Annotated in this window: 16 protein-coding genes; 11 read left to right on the plus strand and 5 right to left on the minus strand. The window is 61.0% G+C overall.

The features are described 5' to 3' along the window. Positions 1 to 81: 81 nt before the first annotated feature. The 3 genes from HGP31_RS13045 to pdxR form a co-directional block, all read right to left on the minus strand. Positions 82 to 1,347, minus strand: a complete 1,266-nt coding sequence (locus HGP31_RS13045; RefSeq protein ID WP_033043380.1) for an MFS transporter — start codon at positions 1,345 to 1,347, stop codon at positions 82 to 84. A 64-nt stretch (positions 1,348 to 1,411) separates the two neighbouring features. Beyond that, positions 1,412 to 2,467, minus strand: coding sequence for a sugar phosphate isomerase/epimerase family protein (locus tag HGP31_RS13050; RefSeq protein ID WP_033043381.1), 1,056 nt, complete (start codon positions 2,465 to 2,467; stop codon positions 1,412 to 1,414). Positions 2,468 to 2,578: 111 nt separating this feature from the next. Then, positions 2,579 to 4,087 carry a MocR-like pyridoxine biosynthesis transcription factor PdxR gene (gene pdxR / locus HGP31_RS13055; protein WP_168757893.1) on the minus strand — a complete coding sequence of 503 codons (1,509 nt, stop codon included), beginning with the start codon at positions 4,085 to 4,087 and terminating at the stop codon, positions 2,579 to 2,581. A gap of 232 nt (positions 4,088 to 4,319) precedes the next feature. Here pdxR and HGP31_RS13060 point away from each other — a divergent pair, with 232 nt between their 5' ends. The 8 genes from HGP31_RS13060 (at position 4,320) to HGP31_RS13095 (ending at position 13,436) form a co-directional block, all read left to right on the plus strand. Next, positions 4,320 to 5,300, plus strand: a complete 981-nt coding sequence (locus HGP31_RS13060; RefSeq protein WP_020798544.1) for a quinone oxidoreductase family protein — start codon at positions 4,320 to 4,322, stop codon at positions 5,298 to 5,300. A 13-nt stretch (positions 5,301 to 5,313) separates the two neighbouring features. Further along, positions 5,314 to 6,162, plus strand: a complete 849-nt coding sequence (locus HGP31_RS13065; protein WP_020798543.1) for a TauD/TfdA dioxygenase family protein — start codon at positions 5,314 to 5,316, stop codon at positions 6,160 to 6,162. A gap of 87 nt (positions 6,163 to 6,249) precedes the next feature. After that, positions 6,250 to 7,302: a beta-keto acid cleavage family enzyme gene (locus tag HGP31_RS13070; protein ID WP_020798542.1), complete on the plus strand. Its 1,053-nt coding sequence runs from the start codon at positions 6,250 to 6,252 to the stop codon at positions 7,300 to 7,302. A gap of 88 nt (positions 7,303 to 7,390) precedes the next feature. Then, positions 7,391 to 8,716 (plus strand): MFS transporter, encoded by a 1,326-nt coding sequence (locus HGP31_RS13075; RefSeq protein WP_020798541.1) that lies wholly within the window; start codon positions 7,391 to 7,393, stop codon positions 8,714 to 8,716. Beyond that, positions 8,713 to 9,375 (plus strand): DsbA family oxidoreductase, encoded by a 663-nt coding sequence (locus HGP31_RS13080; protein ID WP_020798540.1) that lies wholly within the window; start codon positions 8,713 to 8,715, stop codon positions 9,373 to 9,375. Before HGP31_RS13075 ends, HGP31_RS13080 begins: the two co-directional genes overlap by 4 nt. Then, positions 9,372 to 9,698, plus strand: a complete 327-nt coding sequence (locus HGP31_RS13085) for a Rieske (2Fe-2S) protein (protein WP_020798539.1) — start codon at positions 9,372 to 9,374, stop codon at positions 9,696 to 9,698. The genes HGP31_RS13080 and HGP31_RS13085 overlap by 4 nt, the downstream gene beginning before the upstream one ends. Then, complete coding sequence (locus HGP31_RS13090; protein ID WP_020798538.1) at positions 9,695 to 10,705, plus strand: YeiH family protein; 1,011 nt, start codon at positions 9,695 to 9,697, stop codon at positions 10,703 to 10,705. Before HGP31_RS13085 ends, HGP31_RS13090 begins: the two co-directional genes overlap by 4 nt. A 2,485-nt stretch (positions 10,706 to 13,190) precedes the next feature. After that, positions 13,191 to 13,436, plus strand: coding sequence for a hypothetical protein (locus HGP31_RS13095; RefSeq protein ID WP_151141892.1), 246 nt, complete (start codon positions 13,191 to 13,193; stop codon positions 13,434 to 13,436). Between the two features lie 166 nt (positions 13,437 to 13,602). On the opposite strand, the gene HGP31_RS13100 is transcribed toward HGP31_RS13095, so the two are convergent. Together HGP31_RS13100 and HGP31_RS13105 are read right to left on the minus strand one after the other, a co-directional pair. Next, positions 13,603 to 15,152, minus strand: a protein-coding gene (locus HGP31_RS13100) for an IS3 family transposase (RefSeq protein ID WP_116287586.1) whose coding sequence is annotated in 2 segments (ribosomal slippage) — positions 13,603 to 14,693 and positions 14,693 to 15,152 — 1,551 coding nt in all. Because the reading frame shifts where the segments join, the coding sequence is not laid out codon by codon here. Positions 15,153 to 15,500: 348 nt separating this feature from the next. Then, the gene (locus tag HGP31_RS13105) at positions 15,501 to 16,544 is read right to left on the minus strand and encodes an AraC family transcriptional regulator (protein WP_168757894.1); all 1,044 of its coding nucleotides are present in this window, start codon (positions 16,542 to 16,544) and stop codon (positions 15,501 to 15,503) included. 355 nt (positions 16,545 to 16,899) lie between these two features. Between HGP31_RS13105 and HGP31_RS13110 the strand changes: the two genes are divergently transcribed. The 3 genes from HGP31_RS13110 to HGP31_RS13120 all read left to right on the plus strand — a co-directional run bounded on the left by HGP31_RS13110 (position 16,900) and on the right by HGP31_RS13120 (position 20,997). Next, a complete protein-coding gene (locus HGP31_RS13110) occupies positions 16,900 to 17,466 on the plus strand; it encodes an RBBP9/YdeN family alpha/beta hydrolase (protein WP_020800027.1) in 567 nt (188 codons plus the stop codon). Positions 17,467 to 17,593: 127 nt separating this feature from the next. Next, positions 17,594 to 19,597, plus strand: coding sequence for a DUF1302 domain-containing protein (locus tag HGP31_RS13115; protein ID WP_168757895.1), 2,004 nt, complete (start codon positions 17,594 to 17,596; stop codon positions 19,595 to 19,597). A 41-nt stretch (positions 19,598 to 19,638) separates the two neighbouring features. Next, entirely contained in the window at positions 19,639 to 20,997 is a 1,359-nt protein-coding gene (locus tag HGP31_RS13120; RefSeq protein ID WP_020800025.1) for a DUF1329 domain-containing protein, read from the plus strand. Positions 20,998 to 21,056 lie beyond the last annotated feature (59 nt).

Genomic DNA, 21,056 nt, shown 5'->3' on the forward strand with positions numbered 1-21,056 from the left:
TGGCCTGTGTCGAAGAGCGGGACCGGTGCAAGCACCTGTATCCCGCCGTTGTCCAGATACACAGTGATACACAGCGTCGGATCAAGCCTGCGCTGCGCTTACCTCACCACTGACCATGGACTTCCTGCGCACCGATTGATACAGCAGGCTGGACACCATGAAGCCAATGATCGCCAACCCGCTCATCAGGCTGAATACATAGGTATAGCCTTGCTCGCCAGGGAAGTGGTCGAGGATCGCGCCGTAGATCACGTAGGCGAACATGCCCGGTGCATAGCCAATCAGGCAGCCGATGCCGAAGGCCGAGCCGGTGATGTGTTGCGGGATGCCGACTTCACCCATCGGCGCCCAGAACACGCCGCGCATGGAGAACACGATCAGCGCGAAGGACAGGGTGGCGGCCATGCCGGCATAGATGAAGCTCGGGTTCTTCGGAATCAGCAGGATGATGCCCATCAGCGGCAGCAGCGCGAGGAACGCCCACTTCAGGTAGCGGCTGGTGCTCTTGAACTGCTTGTCGGCGATGAAACCGCCGGCAGGGCCACCGAGGATCTTCAGGAAGTACTGGTTGATGATGCCGTAGGCGCCCACCAGTGCCACCGGCAGGCCGTACATTTCCTTGAGGTAGGGAATGAAGTAGGTCAGGCCGCAGTAGACGATGTAGACCATGAACACGTTGAGGCTGACCAGCCAGATGCCCGGCACCTTGATGGCTTCGAACAGGTTGGCCAGGCCGTTGCCGGGCTTGGCGGTCGTTTTTGTGCCACCGCTCTTGAGCAGGAACCAGGTCAGGGTCCCGGCCAGAATGTCGATCACCGAGTAGAACAGGATCGCCGATTTCAGGCCGGCTTCACCCGACCCCATGGCGACGAACACGCCCAGCGCGCAGAAGGCCACCAGGGTATCGACGACACCACGTCCACCTTCCAGCAGGCCGAACAGCCGACCCTGCTCCTGATCATCCCCCAGGTTGCGGATGGCCTTGAGCAACGAGGGCCAGAAGAGGCAGTCGGCACACACCGCCAGCAGGCTGAACACGATCAACAGGTTGTTGAAGGGGGGAAAGGTTGCCAGGTACAACCCAAGGCTACCGGTGCCGATCAGGCCGAGGGGGATCAGTTTGCGCGTGTCGTAGCGATCGGCGAGCAGGCCGCCGACCACGAACAGCGCAGTGGCGATGATCGCGTTGGCGCTCAGCAACAGGCCGATTTCAGTGTGGCTCAAGCCCATGAATTGCTGCATGGGCACATAGAAGGCGTCCTTGAGGTTGGCCAGTTTGTAGATGGTGCCGCCACCGAGGATCAGTATCAGGAATCTGAGCCATTTGGCCTTGTTTTGAGTTGTCATTATTGTTCTCCGGGTGTAATCGGTTCGAAGCGTCGGGTTCAGGCTTGGGTCTTATTGGGCAGGGTCAGGCCAGGGTCAGCTCGGCCAGGGTGCGCAATTCGGCCAGCACACCGCGTACATAGGCCACCTGGTTGTTCGCCCAGCGGTGCTCGTCGGCCAGCATTCGCTCCAGCGAGAAGCCCGCGGGCAGCGGTGTCTCACTCATTTCTCGATAGGCGATGAAGGGGTCGGCCGCCTCGACGGACTGGCGGAACGCCGGCGCCACGTAGTGGTTTTCCTGTTCGAGGATGAAAGCGATCACCTGCGGGGTCGTGTCGCCCAGCATCAACAGCTCGAACAGCAGGCGGGCGCTGGGCAGGTCGTCTTCGGTGCTGCCTTGCAGCACGCCGTAATGGCCGAAGCCGTTTTGCTCGGGGACAATGCGCACACCCTTGAGGTGCGCCTGGCGGATGTGCGGCGCCAGGTTGCGCAATGCCTGCAGGGGTTGTTCGCAGGCATTGATCATGTTGCCGAAGTCGAAAAGGGCATGCAGGCGAGGGTGGTCGAGGCGCTTGAGCAGTTGCGCGATCTCGTTGCTCTTGAGCTCTTCATGCTGCTCGAAGTCGAAGTACAGGTCGTGCTCATCCGCCTGCTGCGCCAAGTAGCGCAGATCGGTTTCGATCAGGTCCATGACCCGCGACAGCGTTCCCTCGTAGCGCGAGTAGACGCGGATGTTGCGTACGCCCAGGGCGCGGGCGATGGCGATCACCTGGTCGACATCTTTCTTCTGTGTGCTGCTGATTTCCAGATGCACGTCCAGTCCCAGGGCGCGGGCCTTGTCGGCAAACACCTGCAGTTGCGCGGGCGTCATCTGGCTCAGGCTGTTGGCTTCGCCGTCGAGCAAGTGCAGGCTCAGGCCTTGCAACTCGTGGCGATAGGCGAAATCGAGCAGGTCGACGGGGGTGACGCGACCCTGGGTGAGGTTGGTCAGCAGCGGATAGGCGTGGGCAAACAGGCGCAGTTGCGCCAGTCGTTCGAGCAATTGCCGGGCCAGTGCGTCAGTCAGCACGGGCGCCGTGTCTTCCTCGACCACGTTGTGGCAAAGCAAAGCGTTGAATCGTTCCTGGATCTTATTGTTCATTCGAGTCGTTCCTGGTTCAGACACCGGGTCTTGCGGCGCAGCCTTTATCGCGCCAGCCAGGAACTCTCGATAGATCCATTATCAGTTAATTGATAAGACCACTTGTTGTGCTCAAGTGGCCTGCGTCAGGCACCCCATCGCGTCCAGGGCCCGGGTCAGCGCCTCGACGCGCTCCCGGGCCTGGTGTTCGGGGGTGCCGGCAAAGCCGATCAGCAGGGCCGGCGGCAGGATGTGCTCGATGCAGTAGTCGGAGAGGGCGTAGGTGTGGATGTTGTGTTGCGCCAGTTGCTTGGCAATGGCGTCGTCATCGAGCTCGGGAGGCAGCCAGGCGATCAGGTGCATGCCGGCGTCCACCGGGGTGATTCGCAAGAAGTTGCCGAGTTGTTGTTGCAGTTGCTCGACCAGCGCTTGCTGGCGGGCCTGGTACAGCGCGCGCATACGGCGAATATGGCCGAGAAAGTGACCTTCGCGCATGAAATCCGCGGTCACCGCCTGCAGCAGTGTGGCGGGGCTGCGATCCATCACCGCACGCAGGGTGCAGAAGGGCTCGATCAAATCCTGCGGCAGTATCACGTAACCCAGGCGCAACGAGGGGAAGAGCACTTTGCTGAACGTACCGACGTAGATCACCCGAGCCCGTTGATCCATTGCATAGAGTGCCGGCAACGGGCGGCCGTTGTAGCGAAACTCACTGTCGCAATCGTCTTCGATGATCCAGCTATGGTGGTGTGCAGCCCAATCGATGAGTGCCTGACGCCGCGCATAGCTCATGGTTACGCCCAGGGGATGCTGGCGAGACGGTGTGGTAAAAGCCAGGCGAGCTTCAGGGCAGCGGCTCAGTCCTTGCTCGACATCGATGCCCTGTTCATCGATACGCACCGGCACTACTTGACCGCCTTGGGCCTGGAACGCGATTCGCGCGGCGATATGCCCCGGGTCCTCCATCCACACGCTGTCCTGGGGGTTGAGCAACAGCATGGCCAGCAGGTTGAAGGCTTGTTGGGCACCGGAAACGATCACCACCTGTTCGACACTGCAGTCGATGCCACGGGCGTCGAAAACGTATTCGGCAATGGCCTGGCGCAGGGCCAACAGCCCTTGCAGTTCGCCATAGCCGAGCATGGCTTTGCTCGGCTTGTGCAGGTGGCGGTTCATCAGGCGTTTCCAGACCGGTTGCGGGAACGCGTCGTAGGCGCTGTGGCTGGGCAGGAATGAAATGGGCGTTTGCGCCGCCCAACCGGTATAGGAAACGCCACGAAAATGCCGGCTGCGCAACGACAGCATGGACTGGCTCAGATCGGACAAACGAGGGGGCTCGGGCTGCTGCGGTTGCTCGGCAATGCCTCGACTTTCCCACTCAGTGCCGACGTAGGTCCCGGCCCCGGTCCGCGACGCCAGAAAGCCCTCGGCAATCAGTTGATCGAATGCATTGAGAATGGTGATCCGCGACAGTTCCAGCTCCTTGCTCAAGGTGCGGGTCGATGGCAGGCGCACGCCTCCCTGAATCCGCCCCCCGAGAATCTGTTTGCGAATCTGCAAGTAGAGTTGGCGGTAAAGGGGGATGGCGCTGGCACGGTCCAGCTCGATGCCCGACAACAGCAAACCTGCGGAGGATTTCATTACATGCTCGTCTGGATGGAGTGTGTTTGACCTGGAACGCCGTCAGGCACCCCGTAAGGGTAGCGAGCGACACTGGAGAAGTCATCCACCGCCGTCATCGCCACAGCGAGCACTGTCATGAAATGAAAAGCCATTGTCGTCTGATGAGAAGCGGCTCACCAGGCAGCATCCTACAGTCCAATCAGCGCAAATCGACGCAGCAGCCAATATTGCAGACTGGAGAATAAGAAAAATGGCCAAGGCCGTACGCTTCTACGAAACCGGTGGTCCCGAAGTCCTTCGCTACGAGGATGTCGAAGTCGGCGATCCCGGTCCAGGCCAGGTTCGACTGCGTCATGTGGCGGTCGGCCTGAACTATGCCGACACCTACTTTCGCAATGGCACCTACCCAATCCCGATGCCCAACGGCATGGGGGTCGAGGCGTCCGGTGTGGTCCAGGCCATCGGCGAAGGCGTGACCAACGTCCAGGTGGGGGACCGCGTCACCTATACCGGTTTCCTCAACACCCTTGGCGCCTACAGCACCGAACGGCTGATTGCGGCCGCGCCGCTGATCAAGCTGCCGGAAACCATCAGCTTCGAAACGGCGGCGGCGATGACCATGCGCGGCCTGACGTCTTCGTACCTGATGCGCCGCATCTACGACTTCAAGGAAGGTGACAGCATTCTGCTGCACGCCGCCGCTGGCGGTGTCGGCCTGATCGTTTCGCAGTGGGCCAAGTTGCTCGGGCTGAACGTGATCGGCACGGTGTCGACCGAGCAAAAGGCCGAGATCGCCCGGGCTCACGGTTGCGACCATACGATCAATTACAGCCATGAAGACGTCGCTGCACGCGTTCGCGAATTGACCGACGGCGTGGGCGTCAATGTGGTGTTCGACAGTGTTGGCAAGAACACCTTCATGGGTTCGCTGGATTCGTTGAAACCCCGTGGCCTGATGGTCTGCGTGGGTACTGCATCCGGGCCGATCCCGGCGTTCGACCCGGTGATGCTGGCGATGAAAGGTTCGCTGTACCTGACCCGTCCGGCCCTGGCCAACTACATCAGCGACCCGGCCGAAAAAGCCGCCCTGGCTGGTGAGTTGTTCGATCACGTCGGCAGTGGCCGGATCAAGATCGAGATCAACCAGCACTACGCCTTGCAGGATGCGGTACAAGCGCATCGTGACCTTGAGTCGCGCAAGACAACCGGTTCGTCGATTTTCGTCATTTAAGGAGCGGCCAGCCATGAAAGTCGAACAATTGACCTATAGCATCGGCGCCGAACTGATCGGCGTGAACCTCGCCGACGCGGTGCATGACGACGGTCTGTTTGCCGAGATTCGTGCCCAGTTGCTCAAGCATCGGGTGGTGTTCCTGCGCGACCAGGACATCACTCGCGCCGAACACGTGGCCTTCGCCCGGCGCTTCGGCGAACTGGAGGACCATCCGGTGGCCGGCAGCGATCCGGAGCACCCGGGGCTGGTGCGCATCTACAAGAACCCGGACCAGCCGATGGACCGCTACGAAAACGCCTGGCACACCGATGCGACCTGGCGCGAGGCACCGCCGATGGGTTGCGTGCTGCGCTGCGTGGAATGCCCACCGGTCGGTGGCGACACCATGTGGGTCAACATGGTCGAGGCCTACGCGCGCTTGCCTGAAGACGTAAAGCTGAAGATTGCCGACTTGCGCGCCCGCCACAGTATCGAAGCGAGCTTCGGTGCGGCGATGCCGATCGAGAAACGCCTGGCGCTCAAGGCCATGTACCCGGACGCCGAGCATCCGGTGGTGCGCACGCACCCGGAAACCGGCGAGAAAGTGCTGTTCGTCAACGCCTTCACCACCCACTTGAGCAACTACCACACCCCTGAACGGGTGCGCTTCGGCCAGGACGCCAACCCCGGCGCGAGCGATTTGCTGCGCTACCTGATCAGCCAGGCGTATATCCCCGAGTATCAAGTGCGCTGGCGCTGGAAACCCAACAGCATCGCCATCTGGGACAACCGCAGTACCCAGCACTACGCCGTCATGGATTACCCACCGTGCCATCGCAAGATGGAGCGCGCCGGGATCATCGGCGACAAGACGTACTGATCGACCCTTTCTGCATACGCACTCGTAAACACGCCTGCCCGGCACGCATCCGGGTGGGCGGGACAATCATAAGAACTGGAGTAACTCATGCAATTCTTCGACGATTCCCTGCACCCCGAAAACATGGAAAAAGTGGTCATCACCGTGGCCCCGTACGGCCCGGAATGGATGCCGGAAGACTTCCCGGAAGACATCCCGTTGACCATGGACGAGCAAGTCCAGAAAGCGGTCGATTGCTATGAAGCCGGCGCCACGGTCCTGCACCTGCATGTACGTGAACTGGACGGCAAGGGCTCCAAGCGCCTGTCGAAGTTCAACGAGCTGATCGCCGGTGTGCGCGAAGCCGTGCCGGACATGATCATCCAGGTGGGTGGTTCGATTTCCTTCGCCCCGGAAAGCGATGGCGAAGCCGCCAAGTGGCTGTCCGACGACACTCGCCACATGCTGGCCGAGCTGACGCCAAAACCTGACCAGGTCACGGTGGCGATCAACACCACCCAGATGAACATCATGGAACTGCTGTACCCGGAATACCTGGAAGGCACTTCCCTGGCCAACCCGCTGGTCCAGGCTGCCTACAGCGAAATGACCGTACCGGCCGGCCCAGCCTGGGTTGCCGAGCACCTCAAGCGCCTGATGGACAACGACATCCAGCCGCACTTCCAGCTGACCGGCATTCATGCCTACGAAACCCTGGAGCGCCTGGTGCGCAAGGGCATCTACAAAGGCCCGCTGAACCTGACCTGGATCGGCATCGGCGGTGGTTTTGATGGTCCGAACCCGTTCAACTTCTTCAATTTCATCCACCGTGTTCCGGATGGCTGCACCCTGACCTCCGAATCGCTGCTCAAGAACGTGCTGCCGTTCAACACCATGGCGATGTCCATGGGGCTGCACCCGCGCGTTGGCAACGAAGACACTATCATTGATCACAAGGGCGAGCGTTTCGGCTCGGTTGCGCAAATCCAGCAAACCGTGCGCATTGCCCACGAACTGGGTCGCGAAATCGCCACGGGCAAAGAAGCCCGCGAGATTTATCGCATCGGCGTGAAGTACGACAGCATCGAGCAGACCCTGCTGGCCAACGGTATGTCGCCCAACCGCAAGGCCGGGCAAAAAGGTGTGCCGCAACGCGGCTGACCCGTGGTGCGCACGAGAGGCCGTGACCCCTCGTGCGCACTGCAAAACGCTTGATAACAAAAATAAATAAAAGCTTTGAGGAGGCTGCATGGCCTTTCACCCAATCGCCGACGATGACGACGCTGGTTGCGTCAACGTTGCGCGTAAATATGCCTGGATTGTCTTCGCACTGACGTTCGGCCTGTTGATTTCCGACTACATGTCACGCCAGGTGCTGAACGCGGTGTTCCCGCTGCTCAAGGGCGAATGGGCCTTGAGCGACGGGCAGCTTGGCCTGCTCAGTGGCATTGTCGCGCTGATGGTTGGCCTGCTGACATTTCCGCTGTCGCTGATGGCTGACCGCTTTGGCCGGGTCAAGAGCCTGGCGCTGATGGCGATGCTGTGGAGCCTGGCCACGCTGGGTTGCGCGTTGGCGCAGGACTATCAGCAAATGTTCATCGCGCGGTTCATGGTCGGCGTCGGCGAAGCCGCCTACGGCAGTGTCGGCATCGCGGTGGTGATTTCGGTGTTTCCGAAACACATGCGGGCGACCCTGGCCAGCGCGTTCATGGCGGGCGGGATGTTTGGCTCGGTGTTGGGCATGGCGTTGGGCGGTGCTATCGCCGCCAAGCTTGGCTGGCGCTGGTCGTTCGCTGGCATGGCGCTGTTTGGTTTGCTGCTGGCAATCCTGTACCCGATCATCGTCAAGGAAGCACGCATTGCGCCCAAGCGTGCAGCCCAGTTGGCGAACAAGGTAGCCGCGGCCAAGCGTCCGCTGCGTACGCTGTGGTCCAGTCGTTCGGTGGTGGCTACCTACATCGGCAGCGGCTTGCAGCTGTTCGTCGGCGGCACGGTAATGGTGTGGATTCCCAGCTACCTCAATCGCTACTACGACATGCCCACGGACAAGGCTGGCGGCATGGCCGCAATCATCGTGCTGTGCAGTGGTACCGGGATGATCCTGTGCGGCATGCTCAGCGATCGCCTGTGTCGCAACTCGCCGGAACGCAAGGTCAGCCTGGCCATCGCGTTTTGCCTGGGCAGTTGCCTGTTGCTGTCGGCGGCGTTCGCGCTACAGGCAGGGCCGTTGCAGCTGGCACTGATCTGCCTGGGCATGCTGATTGCCACCGGTACCACCGGCCCGGCTGGCGCGATGGTTGCCAACCTGACCCATTACTCGGTCCATGGCACGGCCTTCGCCACGCTGACATTGGCCAACAACATGCTGGGACTGGCGCCAGGACCGTTCATCACCGGAAGGGTGTCGGACCTCATCGGCCTGCATGCCGCTTTTCAACTGGTGCCACTGGTCAGCCTCGCGGCAGCGGCCGTGTTCTTCTACGCCAAGTGTCATTACCACAAAGATATTGCCCGTCTTCAGGGTCAGACCGTGCCTGACCGCGTCAGCCAAGCCGGGTTAGAGGTGAAGTTGTGAGTCGTCGTCTACAGATTGATGTGTTTTTCGATTTTATCTGCCCCTGGTGCCTGATCGGCAAGCGCCAGCTGGAGCATGCGCAGGTACAGTTTCGCAGTCGCCACCCGGATGTGCAGATCAGCACGCAGTGGCATGGCGTGCAGTTGCTGCCACAGTTGCCGGTAGAAGGTGAGCCTTTCGCCGATTTCTACCGCAAGCGCCTGGGCAATGCCGACGCCATGACCATGCGTCAGGCCCAGGTACAACGGGCTGCCGCGGCGGTTGGACTGAACATCGACCTGACCCAGATCGAGACGATGCCCAACACCGCCGATGCCCATCGCCTGTTCGAGCGGATCAGCGCATTGGGCAATGCTGCCCAGTGTGAAATGTTGCTCGAGCGGCTGTTCGCCGCTTACTTCCGCAAGCGCGAGAACCTGGGGTGCCACGAGACTTTGCTCGCCATCGCCCGCTCCTGCGGTTTCGATAGCGACGCTGTGCTCGATTGCCTGAAGGGCGATGCCACGCCGTTTGCAGGATCACCTGGTGCGACCAGTGGTGTGCCGAGCTTCCAGTTCGACCGGCGCATAACGGTGATCGGTGCACAACCTGCCCAGGCGCTGCTCAGCGCGATGAACGAAGCGCTCAAGGAACCTGAGCACGAGCGGCAGCCGGCATGACCCGGCGCATTCCCGTACCTGTCGGCAAACATCCGCAGGCCGGTGGCCGGGCGCTGTTCGAGTTCGAGGACAAAAGCCTGGCGTTGTTCAACGTCGACGGACAGCTGTTTGCCATCGACGACAGCTGTCCGCACCAGGGCGCCTCGCTGTGTGGCGGACGTCTCGAGGGGCGGGTGATCCAATGTTGCGCCCATGGTTTGCGCTTCGATTTGCACAGCGGCTACCTGCTCAATTCCAGGCAGGTCAAAGTCAACAACTACCCGGTCGAGATCATCGACGGCCAGGCGTTCATCGTCATAGTTCCTGAGGAGTCCGCGCCATGAGCGCCATCGCTCTTACCCGCATCCATAGTCGCACGCGCGAACTGGCCCCGGGCTTCATCGTCAGTCTGATCGTGGCTGCCGCCGCGTCGTTCTTGTCCGAGCACTACGGTGCGCCCGTCATGCTGTTTGCCCTGCTGCTGGGCATGGCCCTGAATTTCCTCGCCGGTGACGGCGTCTGCAAGGCCGGTATCGAGTTCACCGCACGCACCGTGTTGCGAATCGGGGTGGCGCTGCTGGGCATGCGCATCACCCTCGAACAGATGGCGGCGCTGGGCTGGAAGCCGGTGGCCCTGGTGGTGATCCTGGTGGTGGTGACCATCGGCGTGTCGGTAATCGCGGCCAAGGCGCTGGGCTTTCAGCGTTTGTTCGGCATGCTCACGGGTGGGGCTACCGCGATCTGTGGTGCATCGGCCGCATTGGCGCTGGCGGCAGCGCTGCCTAATCACCCGCAGAAAGAACGCGCGACCCTTTTCACGGTGATCGGAGTCTCGGCGCTGTCGACGTTGGCGATGATCGTCTACCCGATGATCGCCAATTGGCTGCAACTGTCGCCGCAAGTGGCCGGGGTGTTTCTTGGAGCGACCATCCACGATGTGGCGCAGGTGGTCGGTGCCGGCTACAGCATGTCAACCGAGACCGGTGACACGGCGACAGTGGTCAAGCTGATGCGCGTCGCCATGCTGCTGCCGGTGATCGTCACCGCCGCGATGATCACGCGCATGCAGGGCGCCGATCCGACCGGCAAGCGGCCACCGTTGCTGCCATGGTTCGCTGTCGGTTTCCTGATTCTGGCGTGCATCAACAGCACCGGGTGGATAGCCCCGGCGGTGCAGGGCTCGATCAATGAGCTGTCGCGCTGGTGCCTGGTGGTGTCCATCAGTGCCTTGGGCATGAAGACCCAGCTCAAGGAGCTGGCGGCGGTGGGCATCAAGCCGATCCTGCTGATGGTGGGGGAGACGGTGTTCCTCGTCGTGCTGGTGCTGTTGTTGCTGCACTGGGGCCTATGACTGCCGACGTAAATCGTTTTCTGGCAGAGGACCGCACCGCAGTTGGCTCCTAGCTGCGGTGGTGTTCTCGACCGGTGTCGATGACACTGGTTTTTCACGGCGACTGTACCAGCAGTCGCCGTTTTTTTTGCCCGGTGGGCCTGTTTGAAATTTTCTGTCGGAGTACATATCCATTGCTGCGGTAACGGCCACTTAGGGTTTCGCCCTTACGGCGACTCCCTTTTTCAAACGCCGGAGTGCCGGCCCAGCAAAAAGGAAGCAAAAGGCTTTGCCCCACCACTCGGTGCCTCGCTTGGGTTCGGCATGCCCTCTCTCCGGCATTGCTCCGTGGGTCGCCGCGATGGGCCATCCTTGGCCCAGCGCGGCTAAACCGGCGTCCTGCCGGTTTCCCCACTGCGCAATGCCTGCGTTCAGCCATCGTGGTTAACGGGGCGCCCGCGATCAACAGCAAAGCGAGGCGGCCTTAAAGCCGACCTGACTTTGACCGATGCACCTGGATCCCCGGTGGGAGCGAGCCTGCTCGCGAAGGCGGCAGCACATTGATCGTTCCCACGCTCTGCGTGGGAATGCCGCCAGGGACGCTCCGCGTTCCGCTGACGACGCATTAATTGAGCCGTGCGCAACGGTGATGCGGGGCGTCACAGGAAGCTATGTGAGATTTATTGTCGGAGTGCATATCCATTGCCGCGGTAACGGCCTCCTATGGTTTCGCCCTTACGGCGACTCCCTTTTTCAAACGCCAAAAAGGAAGCAAAAGGCTTTGCCCCACCACTCGGTGCCTCGCTAGGGCTCGGCATGCCCTCACTCCGGCATTGCTCCGTGGGTCGCCGCGATGGGCCATCCTTGGCCCAGCGCGGCTAAACCGGCGTCCTGCCGGTTTCCCCACTGCGCAATGCCTGCGTTCGGCCATCGTGGTTAACGGGGCGCTCGCGATCAACAGCAAAGCGAGGCGGCCTTAAAGCCGACCTGACTTTGACCGGTGCACCTGGATCCCCGGTGGGAGCGAGCCTGCTCGCGAAGGCGGCAGCACATTGATCGTTCCCACGCTCTGCGTGGGAATGCCGCCAGGGACGCTCCGCGTTCCGCTGACGACGCATTAGTTGAGCCGTACGCAACGGCGATGCGGGGCGTAACAGGAAGCTCTGTGTGAAATTGGTTGTCGGGGTACATATCCATTGCTGCGGTAACGGCGGCTGGCGGTTTCGCTTTTACAGCGACTCCCTTTTTCAAACGCCAAAAAGGAAGCAAAAGGCTTTGCCCCACCACTCGGTGCCTCGCTAGAGCTCGGCATGCCCTCACTCCGGCATTGCTCCGTGGGTCGCCGCGATGGGCCATCCCTGGCCCAGCGCGGCTAAACCGGCGTCCTGCCGGTTTACCCACTGCGCAACGCCTGCGTTCGGCCATCGTGGTTAACGGGGCGCTCGCGATCAACAGCAAAGCGAGGCGGCCTTAAAGCCGACCTGACTTTGACCGGTGCACCTGGATCCCCGGTGGGAGCGAGCCTGCTCGCGAAGGCGGCAGCACATTGATTGATCGTTCCCACGCTCTGCGTGGGAATGCCGCCAGGGACGCTCCGCGTTCCACTGACGACGCCTTAATTGAGCCGTGCGCAGCGGTGATGCGAAGCGTCACAGGAAGCCCTGTGTGAAATTGGTTGTCGGAGTGCATATCCATTGCCGCGGTAACGGCCTCCTATGGTTTCGCCCTTACGGCGACTCCCTTTTTCAAACGCCAAAAAGGAAGCAAAAGGCTTTGCCCCACCACTCGGTGCCTCGCTAGGGCTCGGCATGCCCTCACTCCGGCATTGCTCCGTGGGTCGCCGCGATGGGCCGTCCCTGGCCCAGCGCGGCTAAACCGGCGTCCTGCCGGTTTCCCCACTGCGCAATGCCTGCGTTCGGCCATCGTGGTTAACGGGGCACCCAGATCAAAAGCCAAAGCGAGGCGGCCTGACAGCCGACCTGATTTCAAGTGAGCACGTACCCCTGTAGGAGCGAGCCTGCTCGCGATTCATCGTTGATCGTTCCCACGCTCTGCGTGGGAATGCCGCCAGGGACGCTCCGCGTTCCGCTGACGACGCATTAGTTGAGCCGTACGCAACGGCGATGCGGGGCGTAACAGGAAGCTCTGTGTGAAATTGGTTGTCGGGGTACATATCCATTGCTGCGGTAACGGCGGCTGGCGGTTTCGCTTTTACAGCCACTCCCTTTTTCAAACGCCAAAAAGGAAGCAAAAGGCTTTGCCCCACCACTCGGTGCCTCGCTAGAGCTCGGCATGCCCTCACTCCGGCATTGCTCCGTGGGTCGCCGCGATGGGCCATCCCTGGCCCAGCGCGGCTAAACCGGCGTCCTGCCGGTTTACCCACTGCGCAACGCCTGCGTTCGGCCATCGTGGTTAACGGGGCGCTCGCGATCAACAGCAAAGCGAGGCGGCCTTAAAGCCGACCTGACTGTTACGGGTGAACCTGGATCCCCATGTAGGAGCGAGCATGTCGAATCGTCGCACCGTCGCGATGGTCGTCAACGATAACGCCGGGCACCTGGTAGCCCGCAGTGCTCTCAGGTTTTTCGCGAGCATGCTCGCTCCTACAGAAGGTATGCGTATGGCTTCCGGTCAGGTCGGCTTTAAGGCCGCCTCGTTTTTGATGGTGATCTGGCTTTTGATGTTCTTGCCCCCTCGAGAGGCCGAGTGGAGGTTCTGCGCAGTGGGTAAACCGGCATGGATGCCGGTTTAGCCGCGCTGGGCCAAGGATGGCCCATCGCGGCGACCCACGGAGCAGGACCGGAGCGAGGGCATGCCGAGCCTTAGCGAGGCACCGAACGCCAGGGGCAAGAGCCCTTGGTTACTTGGGGCTCTTCCAAGCGGCGTTTTTCAAGGTAGTTGTCGCGCCAACTGTTTTGCTATGCCGCTTTCTTACCGGTCTGCTGTACCCGATCCGGGTTCAGCAGCACCGTTCCTATCGGCTCCCAGTTGCGTGTTTTTCCAGACCATCGTTCAGGAGTTTTCTGGCGTGCCCGTTCATACAACTGGTGCCGCAGCACCAGGATCTGATGATCTTGCCCGCGATGGCGCTCTGACGGTGTGACGAAGCGGATCCGGCTGTGCCTGTGTTCGGTGTTATACCAGCGCATAAAATCCCTCACCCAAGTCCGTGCAGCGTCCAAGCTGGCGAAGCCTTCTAAGGGCCATTGCGGGCAGTACTTCAGTGTTCTAAACAGTGATTCCGAGTACGGGTTGTCATTGCTTACGCGCGGCCGACCGCGAGAGGGTGTGATCCCCAGCTCATACATTTTGCTTAACAGCGTCACCGATTTCATCGGCGCTCCGTTATCAGAGTGCAGCACTAACGGCTCACGCAGGCACTTCTCGCTGATCACGCTGCGCTGTAGCAGTGCAGCCGCTTTCTCACCACTTTCTTCTTCATAAACCTCCCAGCCCACCGCCTTGCGGCTGTAAATATCCTCGATCAAATACAGGTAGTAATACTTGCCGCGGATCGGCGATGGAAGATACGTGATGTCCCACGACCACACCTGGTTGGGCTTCTCAGCCGCATGTGTTGTCGGCATTACAACCCGCCGGGGTCGTCGGCTGCGGCCTCTATGGTGCTGTTGGCCGGCTGCTCGCAAGACGCGATAAAACGTAGTTTCCGACGCCAGATATCGCGCCTCGTCGGCCAAGCGCGGAACGATCTGGCTCGGAGGCAAATGGGCGTATGTCGGGCTGTTGCACAGCGCCACGATGGCGTGTCGCTCGATTTCGCTTAACGCATTACGCGGCTTGGGCCGCAAAGTGGTGGTGCGCGCATCGGCTTGCAGCTCCTGCGGCTGGGTCCAGCGCTGCAAGGTTCTGAGCGATAGTCCGACCTCTTGGCAGGCCCGTATTTTTCGGGCTCCCGCTACGATCGCTTCGATCAACCAGCCCACCAACAACTGCCGTTCCGGCAAAGAGGTCAGTTGTCCTCGTCGTCGGTCCCCCAGTAATCGTTGAGCTTTTTTCGCAGCACTAACAACGCTGCGGTTTCGGCCAATGCAGCATCTTTACGGCGCAGTTCACGCTCCAGTTCCAGGATCCGTTTCTTGTCTTTGCGCGTCTGTTCATGATCAGCCATTTTTTGCGCCTGAACAGCTTCTTGACCGCTGATACAGGCCTGACGCCAGGCATTGAGCTGTTCGGGGTAAAGGCCGTTTCGACGGCAATATTCGCCCAACTCAAGCTGAGTCAGACTGGCCGTTTCAAGGACAGCTGCAAACCGGGCTTCAGCAGACCATTTATCAGAAAGCAGTATGTCGTCGGGCACTTTACTTCCTTGGTTGGCCATCTTGCGCCAGAGGTACATCGATACATCGCTGACCCCTTCACGTCGACAAACTTCGGCCACGGTCAGGCTCAGCGGGGGAAGCAACATCTTGAGCAATGCAGCTTTACGTTCGGGTGAATAGTACGTCACAACCTATCTCTTTCCGCCCTCGGTGTGCTTTTTTGGGGGTAAATCCGCAGAGGCGACAACTATCCTGACACCGGGGGCAAGTGACTCGCTGTAAAAGCGAAACCCTAAGTGGCCGTTACCGCAGGAATGGATATGTACACCTGAAAGAAATTGGTCCGCTGTCAGGCCGCCTTCGCGAGCAGGCTCGCTCCCACAGTAGATCGGGTACAACCGCAAGCGACTGGTCCGCTGACAGGCCGCTTTCGCGAGCAGGCTCGCTCCCACAGTAGATCGGGTACAACCGCAAGCGACTGGTCGGCTGTCAGGCCGCCTTCGCGAGCAAGTCCGCTCCCACAACAGGCGTGATAATCAGGAGGGCTTGGGTGGGGCTGCATCCGACGGGGCTTTTGCCGAACCCTGCTTTTGCGCGCGCCACGTCGCCGGAGGCATGCCGAACTGGCTGATGAACCAGCGCGTAAACGAACTCGCCATTGAGTAGCCAAGCATGTCGGCAATGCGACTGAGCGAGTAATTCGGGTTGTCCAGGTAACGCAGCACCAGGTCGCGGCGCACGTCGTTGATCACATCGTTGAAGGCACATCCATCATCCTTGAGGCGACGTTGCAGCGTGCGCACGTTCATGCCCTGGCTCTGCGCGACCTGTTCGATGGTGGCACGGCCCATCGGCAGCAGCAGGTAGATGGCCTTGCGCACTTCGAACAGCATCGAAGTGCCTTGGTGGCTTTGCAGCGAATCGAGGTAGCTCTGGGCATAGCGCGCCATGGCAGGGTCGGCGTTGGGGTTGGTCATGTCCAGGCTGGCGCCGGCGCAGACGATGCCGTTGAACTCACTGCCGAACTCCAGGGTGCAGCCGAACAGGCGGCGGTGCAGTTGAAGGTTGTCGGGGGCCTGGTGGGTGAAGTTGACGCTGTAGGGGTGCCAGTGTGAGCCGAGCAGGGCGGCGCACAGGCGGAACATCACGCCGATGGCCAGCTCGGTGGCCTGTCGACAGGGCATCGGCGATTCGGTGACCACCTCTTCGCGAATGATCACCATCTTGCCGGCCTCTTCAATGAAGATGGCCAGCGAGTCATTCATCAAGTGCCGGTAATGCACCACCACCTGCAAGGCATCGCGCAGCGTGCGCTGATGGCTGAGCAGCAGGCTGACCACGCCGAAGTCCGAGAGCTGGCGTGATTCGGCCATGCTCAAACCGAAGGTCTGGCAGCCGCTGGCAGAGGCTGAATCCTCCAGCAGGCGCACGGCGGAATCGATGGGGATGCGATGTTCCGGGGCCTGCAGCAAAGCCCTGGACAAGCCAACGCTGGCCAGCAAATCGCGTGGGTTGAACCCCAGGTATTGGGTGACCTCCAGGTAGTTGGTCAAGACGGCGGCGCGAACAAGCTTGGTCATGCGAAGGTCTTTCCTGGGCCGATTGCAATTCAAATGAGCGTGGCGACTATATCCAGCGCATCAGCAATTGCAACAGTTGTTAAGAGAGCGATTGCACCCGCCCATTGCTGTCCGATTTACCACTCTTGAACCTGCCTCATCGAGGCTCACCCATTGATTACAGTGACCCGCACGGAACTTGCAGAGATATTCGACCGGTGGTCGCACCGCGCCATCACCGAAACGTTTGTCATGAAAAGAAAAGTGCCTGACGTCCAATGAAAAGCGCCTGGGGTGGGCGCTCTTTAATGTCAGTCCTACAAAAAGCCCCTGGCGACAGAGCCAGTCGAGTCATCGAGAAAGCGTAGGTGTTGAAGTGGACAAACTGCAAACTGCCGCAACCGTTCTGATCGTACCGGGCCTGCGTGAGCACGTCGCCGAACATTGGCAGACGTTGCTTGAAGCCAGGCTGAGCAAGGTACGTAGCGTGCCGCCGCTGGAGGCCGACAAGCTCGATTGCAACAAACGCGTGCAAGCGATCCAGCATGCACTGGAACAGATCGACGGGCCGGTGATCCTGGTCGCCCATAGCGCCGGTGTCCTGATGGTCGCGCACTGGGCCGCGCAGCACAGCCGGCCGATCAAGGGCGCGCTGCTGGCCGCTCCACCTGACCTCGATGCCCCTTGGCCGTCTGGCTACCCATCGCCTGAAACCCTGCGTAGCCAGGGGTGGGACCCTCTACCCAAAGGCCCGCTGCCATTTCGCAGCCTCGTGGCCGCCAGTACCAACGACCACCTCGCCAGCCTGCAAGCCGTTACGCACCTGGCCGAAGGCTGGGGTAGCGAGCTGCTCAACCTGGGCGATGTCGGTCATCTCAATCCTGCTGCCGGGTACGGGCACTGGCCGCAAGCCGAAGCCCTGATCCTCGAGCTGGATCGCTAGTTCAGGCGCCGGTTGGCCCGCGCCATCCGGTATCCGCCCCTATCCTGAAAAACGTAAACCCCTGGAACAAGGGGTTACGCGGGGCCTGCTGCGCTTAAAACAAATACAAAAAGGCGGAGACAACGCTATGCACCACAACAAGAGTCACGGGTTCACCGCTTCACGCTACACCTTGCTGGCCTCGGCCATTCTCGCGGCAACGGTGCCGACGGCCCATGCGGTCGAGATCGAGACAGGTAACCCGGACTGGAACGTTCGCGTGGATAACACCGTCAAGTACAACTACGGCGTACGCACCGAAAGCGCGGACAAACGTATGTTGGGCACGCCCAACAACAACGACGGCGACTACAACTTCCGTAGGTCTGGCACCAACATCACCAACCGCGTCGACCTGTTGACCGAGATGGACGTGGTTTATCAGAACCACATGGGCTTTCGCGTAAGCGCCGCCGGTTGGTACGACAAGGCCTACGAGAACACCGGTTCCAATTCCAACCCGTTCGTCAACGGCAACGGTTCGACCTCGGGCCTGATCGCCAACGACCCGCGCCTGGCCGGGGTCACCAATGACAACGTCGGCAATGGCAGCCCGCACCTGAGCAACTATGCCCAGCGTTACTACACGGGTCCGTCCGGCGAAATCCTCGACGCCTTCGTGTTCTACAGCACCGAAGTGGGCGAGGAGTCGATGCTGAGCTTCAAGGCTGGCCAGCACAACGTGTTCTGGGGCGAGACCATTCTCAATCCGGTGCATTCGATCAGCTACGGCCAGTCCGGCCTGGACCTGGCCAAGCTGGCCGCGTCGCCGGGCACCGAAGCCAAGGAGCTGTTCGTACCGCGCAATCAGCTGTCGATGTCGTTCACCGTCAACCCTGAGTTGACCCTGGCGGCCCAATACTTCCTCGACTGGGATGAAGCGCGTCTTCCAGAAGCCGGCACCTACTACGGCGGTTCCGACCTGGTCGGTTTCGGCGCGCAGTCGTTCCTGCTGGGTAACACTAATGCTGTCGTGCCTGGCAGCCCTCTGGGTTGCGGCCTGGCGCCGTGCAACGGCTTGACCAACGTGCGTCGCGGGCACGACCTGACCCCGGACAAGCGCGGCGACTGGGGCCTCATGGCCAAATGGTCACCCGCCTGGCTGGACGGCACCCTCGGCGTCTATTACCGCGAAACCTCGGAAATCCTCCCGCAAGCCTGGCTCGATGCCCGTGGCCTGAGTTCGGCCAACCCGAACGGAACCCGGCCAGCCGGCCAGGTGCCCGCGGTCATCAATACGCTCAACTCGCTGAGCACCGCCACCTATCAGATGGCCTATGCCGACAACATCAAGATCGTTGGCCTGAGCCTGTCCAAGGACGTGGGCGGGGTGAGCGTGGGCTCGGACCTGAACGTCCGGCACAACATGCCGCTGGCCAGTATTCCAGCCGTCGTCAGCACCACCAGTCCCCTGGGCCTGGGCCAGGGGCTCGGCCTGCTGCCGGCGCGCACACCCGGAACCGGCGTGATCTATGACACCCCGGAAAAGGGCGACAGCATGGCCGCCACCGGCGACACCCTGCACTGGACGGTCAACGGTCTGATGACCATGCCGAAAACGCCCGTGTTCGATTCGGCGACTCTGCTCGCCGAGTTGTACTACAGCAACTTGCTCAAGCTCGATAGCAAGAACGAAGCGCTCTACAAAGGCAAGGACACTTACCACGGTATCGATCAGCCGACCCGTGACAACTGGGGCATCGCGGTCAACTTCACACCGACCTGGTACCAGGTGTTTCCCGGTGTCGACCTCAACGCACCGATGTCCGTCAACCTCGGTCTCGATGGCGTTTCACCGGTTTCCGGTGGCGGTGCCAAGGACACCGGTAACTACGCAGTCGGCCTCGGCGCCGTTGTGTACAACAAATACTTCGTCGACCTGAAATACGTGGACTCTTTCGGCAAGGCCGACAAGTGCAATGTCAGTGGCGTGAGTACTGGCCCGACCGGAGGTGACGGCGCTGCGCCGAATGCCTTCAGCGGCAACGAAAACTACGCCTGTTACGCCGGTGGCTATTCGTCCTTTTCCGGTGGTGGTGCCACGACTGAGGACCGTGGCGCTGTGTACCTGACGATGAAAACAACCTTTTGATGCACCACTGATTTGCTCAATGCAAGCAGGAGAATAACAAGATGAAATTCGTGAAAACCGTGTTGGCCGCTTCGCTGGCCATGGTCCTTGCCGCCCAGGTACAGGCCGCTGTTTCAACCCAGGACGCTGCCAAGCTGGGCACCAGCCTGACCCTGGTGGGCGCCGAAAAGGCCGGCAATGCCGATGGTTCGATTCCGGCCTACAACGGTGGCCTGACCACGCCGCCAGCCAGTTTCAAAGCCGGTGACAGCATGCGCCCGGACCCGTTTGCCAGTGAAAAACCGCTGCTGGTGATCGATGGCAAGAACGTCGACCAGTACAAGGGCATGCTCACCGCCACCACGGTGGAACTGGCCAAGCGCTTTCCGACTTTCCGTGTCGACGTGTTCCCGACCCACCGCACCGTTTCGCTGCCAAAAGCCATCCTCGATAACGGCGTGAAGAACGCCAGCGGCGCCAAGTCACTCGAAGGCGGGTTGGCCATCGACAACGTGCTGCCGGGCGTACCGTTCCCGATTCCGCAATCGGGCAACGAAGCGATGTGGAACTTCCTCTTGCGTTATCAGGGCGTGAGCATCAACTCCAAGTACGACTCCTGGAACGTTGACTCCGCCGGCGTGCCAAGCCTGGCCACCACCGGGCAGGCGTTCATCTCCTATCCGATCTACGAGAACCTGACGCAGCCGATCAGCAGCGCCGATGTGTACTACCAGATGAAGCTGTCCTACACCGGCCCGGCACGTCGCGCCGGCGAGGCGGTAATGCTCAAGGACGCGGCCAACCCGCTGCAGCAACCACGCCGCGCCTGGCAATACCTGCCGGGGCAGCGTCGGGTGAAGCTGGCGCCTAACCTGGCGTACGACACGCCGAACCCAGGGACTGCGGGTGCGGGCACTTATGACGATGTGTTCGTGTTCAACGGTGCGCTGGATCGCTACGACTGGAAGCTGGTGGGCAAGCAGGAAATGATCGTGCCCTACAACACCTACAAGCTGACCTACGCCCAGGATCCGAAGTCGCTGACCACCGCCAATCACCTCGCACCAGACTTCGTGCGCTGGGAAAAACACCGCGTATGGGTCGTGGAAGGCAACCTCAAGGCCGGTGCCCGGCACATCTATGCCAAGCGCCGCTTCTACCTCGACGAAGACAGCTGGAGCGCTTTGGCCTCGGATCAGTATGACGCCCGTGGCCAGCTCTATCGTGGTTCCTTCGCGTTCCTCAGCCAGAGCTATGACAAGCAGGTGCCGGACTCCACGCCTTTCATGATCTACGACCTGGTCGGTGGCTCCTACAACATCAACGGTGTAGTCGGCCCTTACGGCGGCATCAAGTACATCGATCCGCTCTCCAAGGCCCAGTGGTCGTCGGAATCCCTGGCCGGCAGCGGCATTCGCTAAGCCAACCGCAAAAATGTGCCCGCGCGGTCGACGCTGATCGTCGCGGGCGCCAGGTTCGA

The sequence above is a fragment of the Pseudomonas umsongensis genome (assembly GCF_012647205.1).
Taxonomy (GTDB): Bacteria; Pseudomonadota; Gammaproteobacteria; order Pseudomonadales; family Pseudomonadaceae; genus Aquipseudomonas; species Aquipseudomonas umsongensis.

Bases quoted from the DNA above. Each gene is read 5' to 3' on its own strand.
- HGP31_RS13045 (WP_033043380.1), bottom strand. From the start codon at position 1,347: ATGACAACTCAAAACAAGGCCAAATGGCTCAGATTCCTGATACTGATC.
- HGP31_RS13050 (WP_033043381.1), bottom strand. From the start codon at position 2,467: ATGAACAATAAGATCCAGGAACGATTCAACGCTTTGCTTTGCCACAAC.
- pdxR (WP_168757893.1), bottom strand. From the start codon at position 4,087: ATGAAATCCTCCGCAGGTTTGCTGTTGTCGGGCATCGAGCTGGACCGT.
- HGP31_RS13060 (WP_020798544.1), top strand. From the start codon at position 4,320: ATGGCCAAGGCCGTACGCTTCTACGAAACCGGTGGTCCCGAAGTCCTT.
- HGP31_RS13065 (WP_020798543.1), top strand. From the start codon at position 5,314: ATGAAAGTCGAACAATTGACCTATAGCATCGGCGCCGAACTGATCGGC.
- HGP31_RS13070 (WP_020798542.1), top strand. From the start codon at position 6,250: ATGCAATTCTTCGACGATTCCCTGCACCCCGAAAACATGGAAAAAGTG.
- HGP31_RS13075 (WP_020798541.1), top strand. From the start codon at position 7,391: ATGGCCTTTCACCCAATCGCCGACGATGACGACGCTGGTTGCGTCAAC.
- HGP31_RS13085 (WP_020798539.1), top strand. From the start codon at position 9,372: ATGACCCGGCGCATTCCCGTACCTGTCGGCAAACATCCGCAGGCCGGT.
- HGP31_RS13090 (WP_020798538.1), top strand. From the start codon at position 9,695: ATGAGCGCCATCGCTCTTACCCGCATCCATAGTCGCACGCGCGAACTG.
- HGP31_RS13095 (WP_151141892.1), top strand. From the start codon at position 13,191: ATGTCGAATCGTCGCACCGTCGCGATGGTCGTCAACGATAACGCCGGG.
- HGP31_RS13105 (WP_168757894.1), bottom strand. From the start codon at position 16,544: ATGACCAAGCTTGTTCGCGCCGCCGTCTTGACCAACTACCTGGAGGTC.
- HGP31_RS13115 (WP_168757895.1), top strand. From the start codon at position 17,594: ATGCACCACAACAAGAGTCACGGGTTCACCGCTTCACGCTACACCTTG.
- HGP31_RS13120 (WP_020800025.1), top strand. From the start codon at position 19,639: ATGAAATTCGTGAAAACCGTGTTGGCCGCTTCGCTGGCCATGGTCCTT.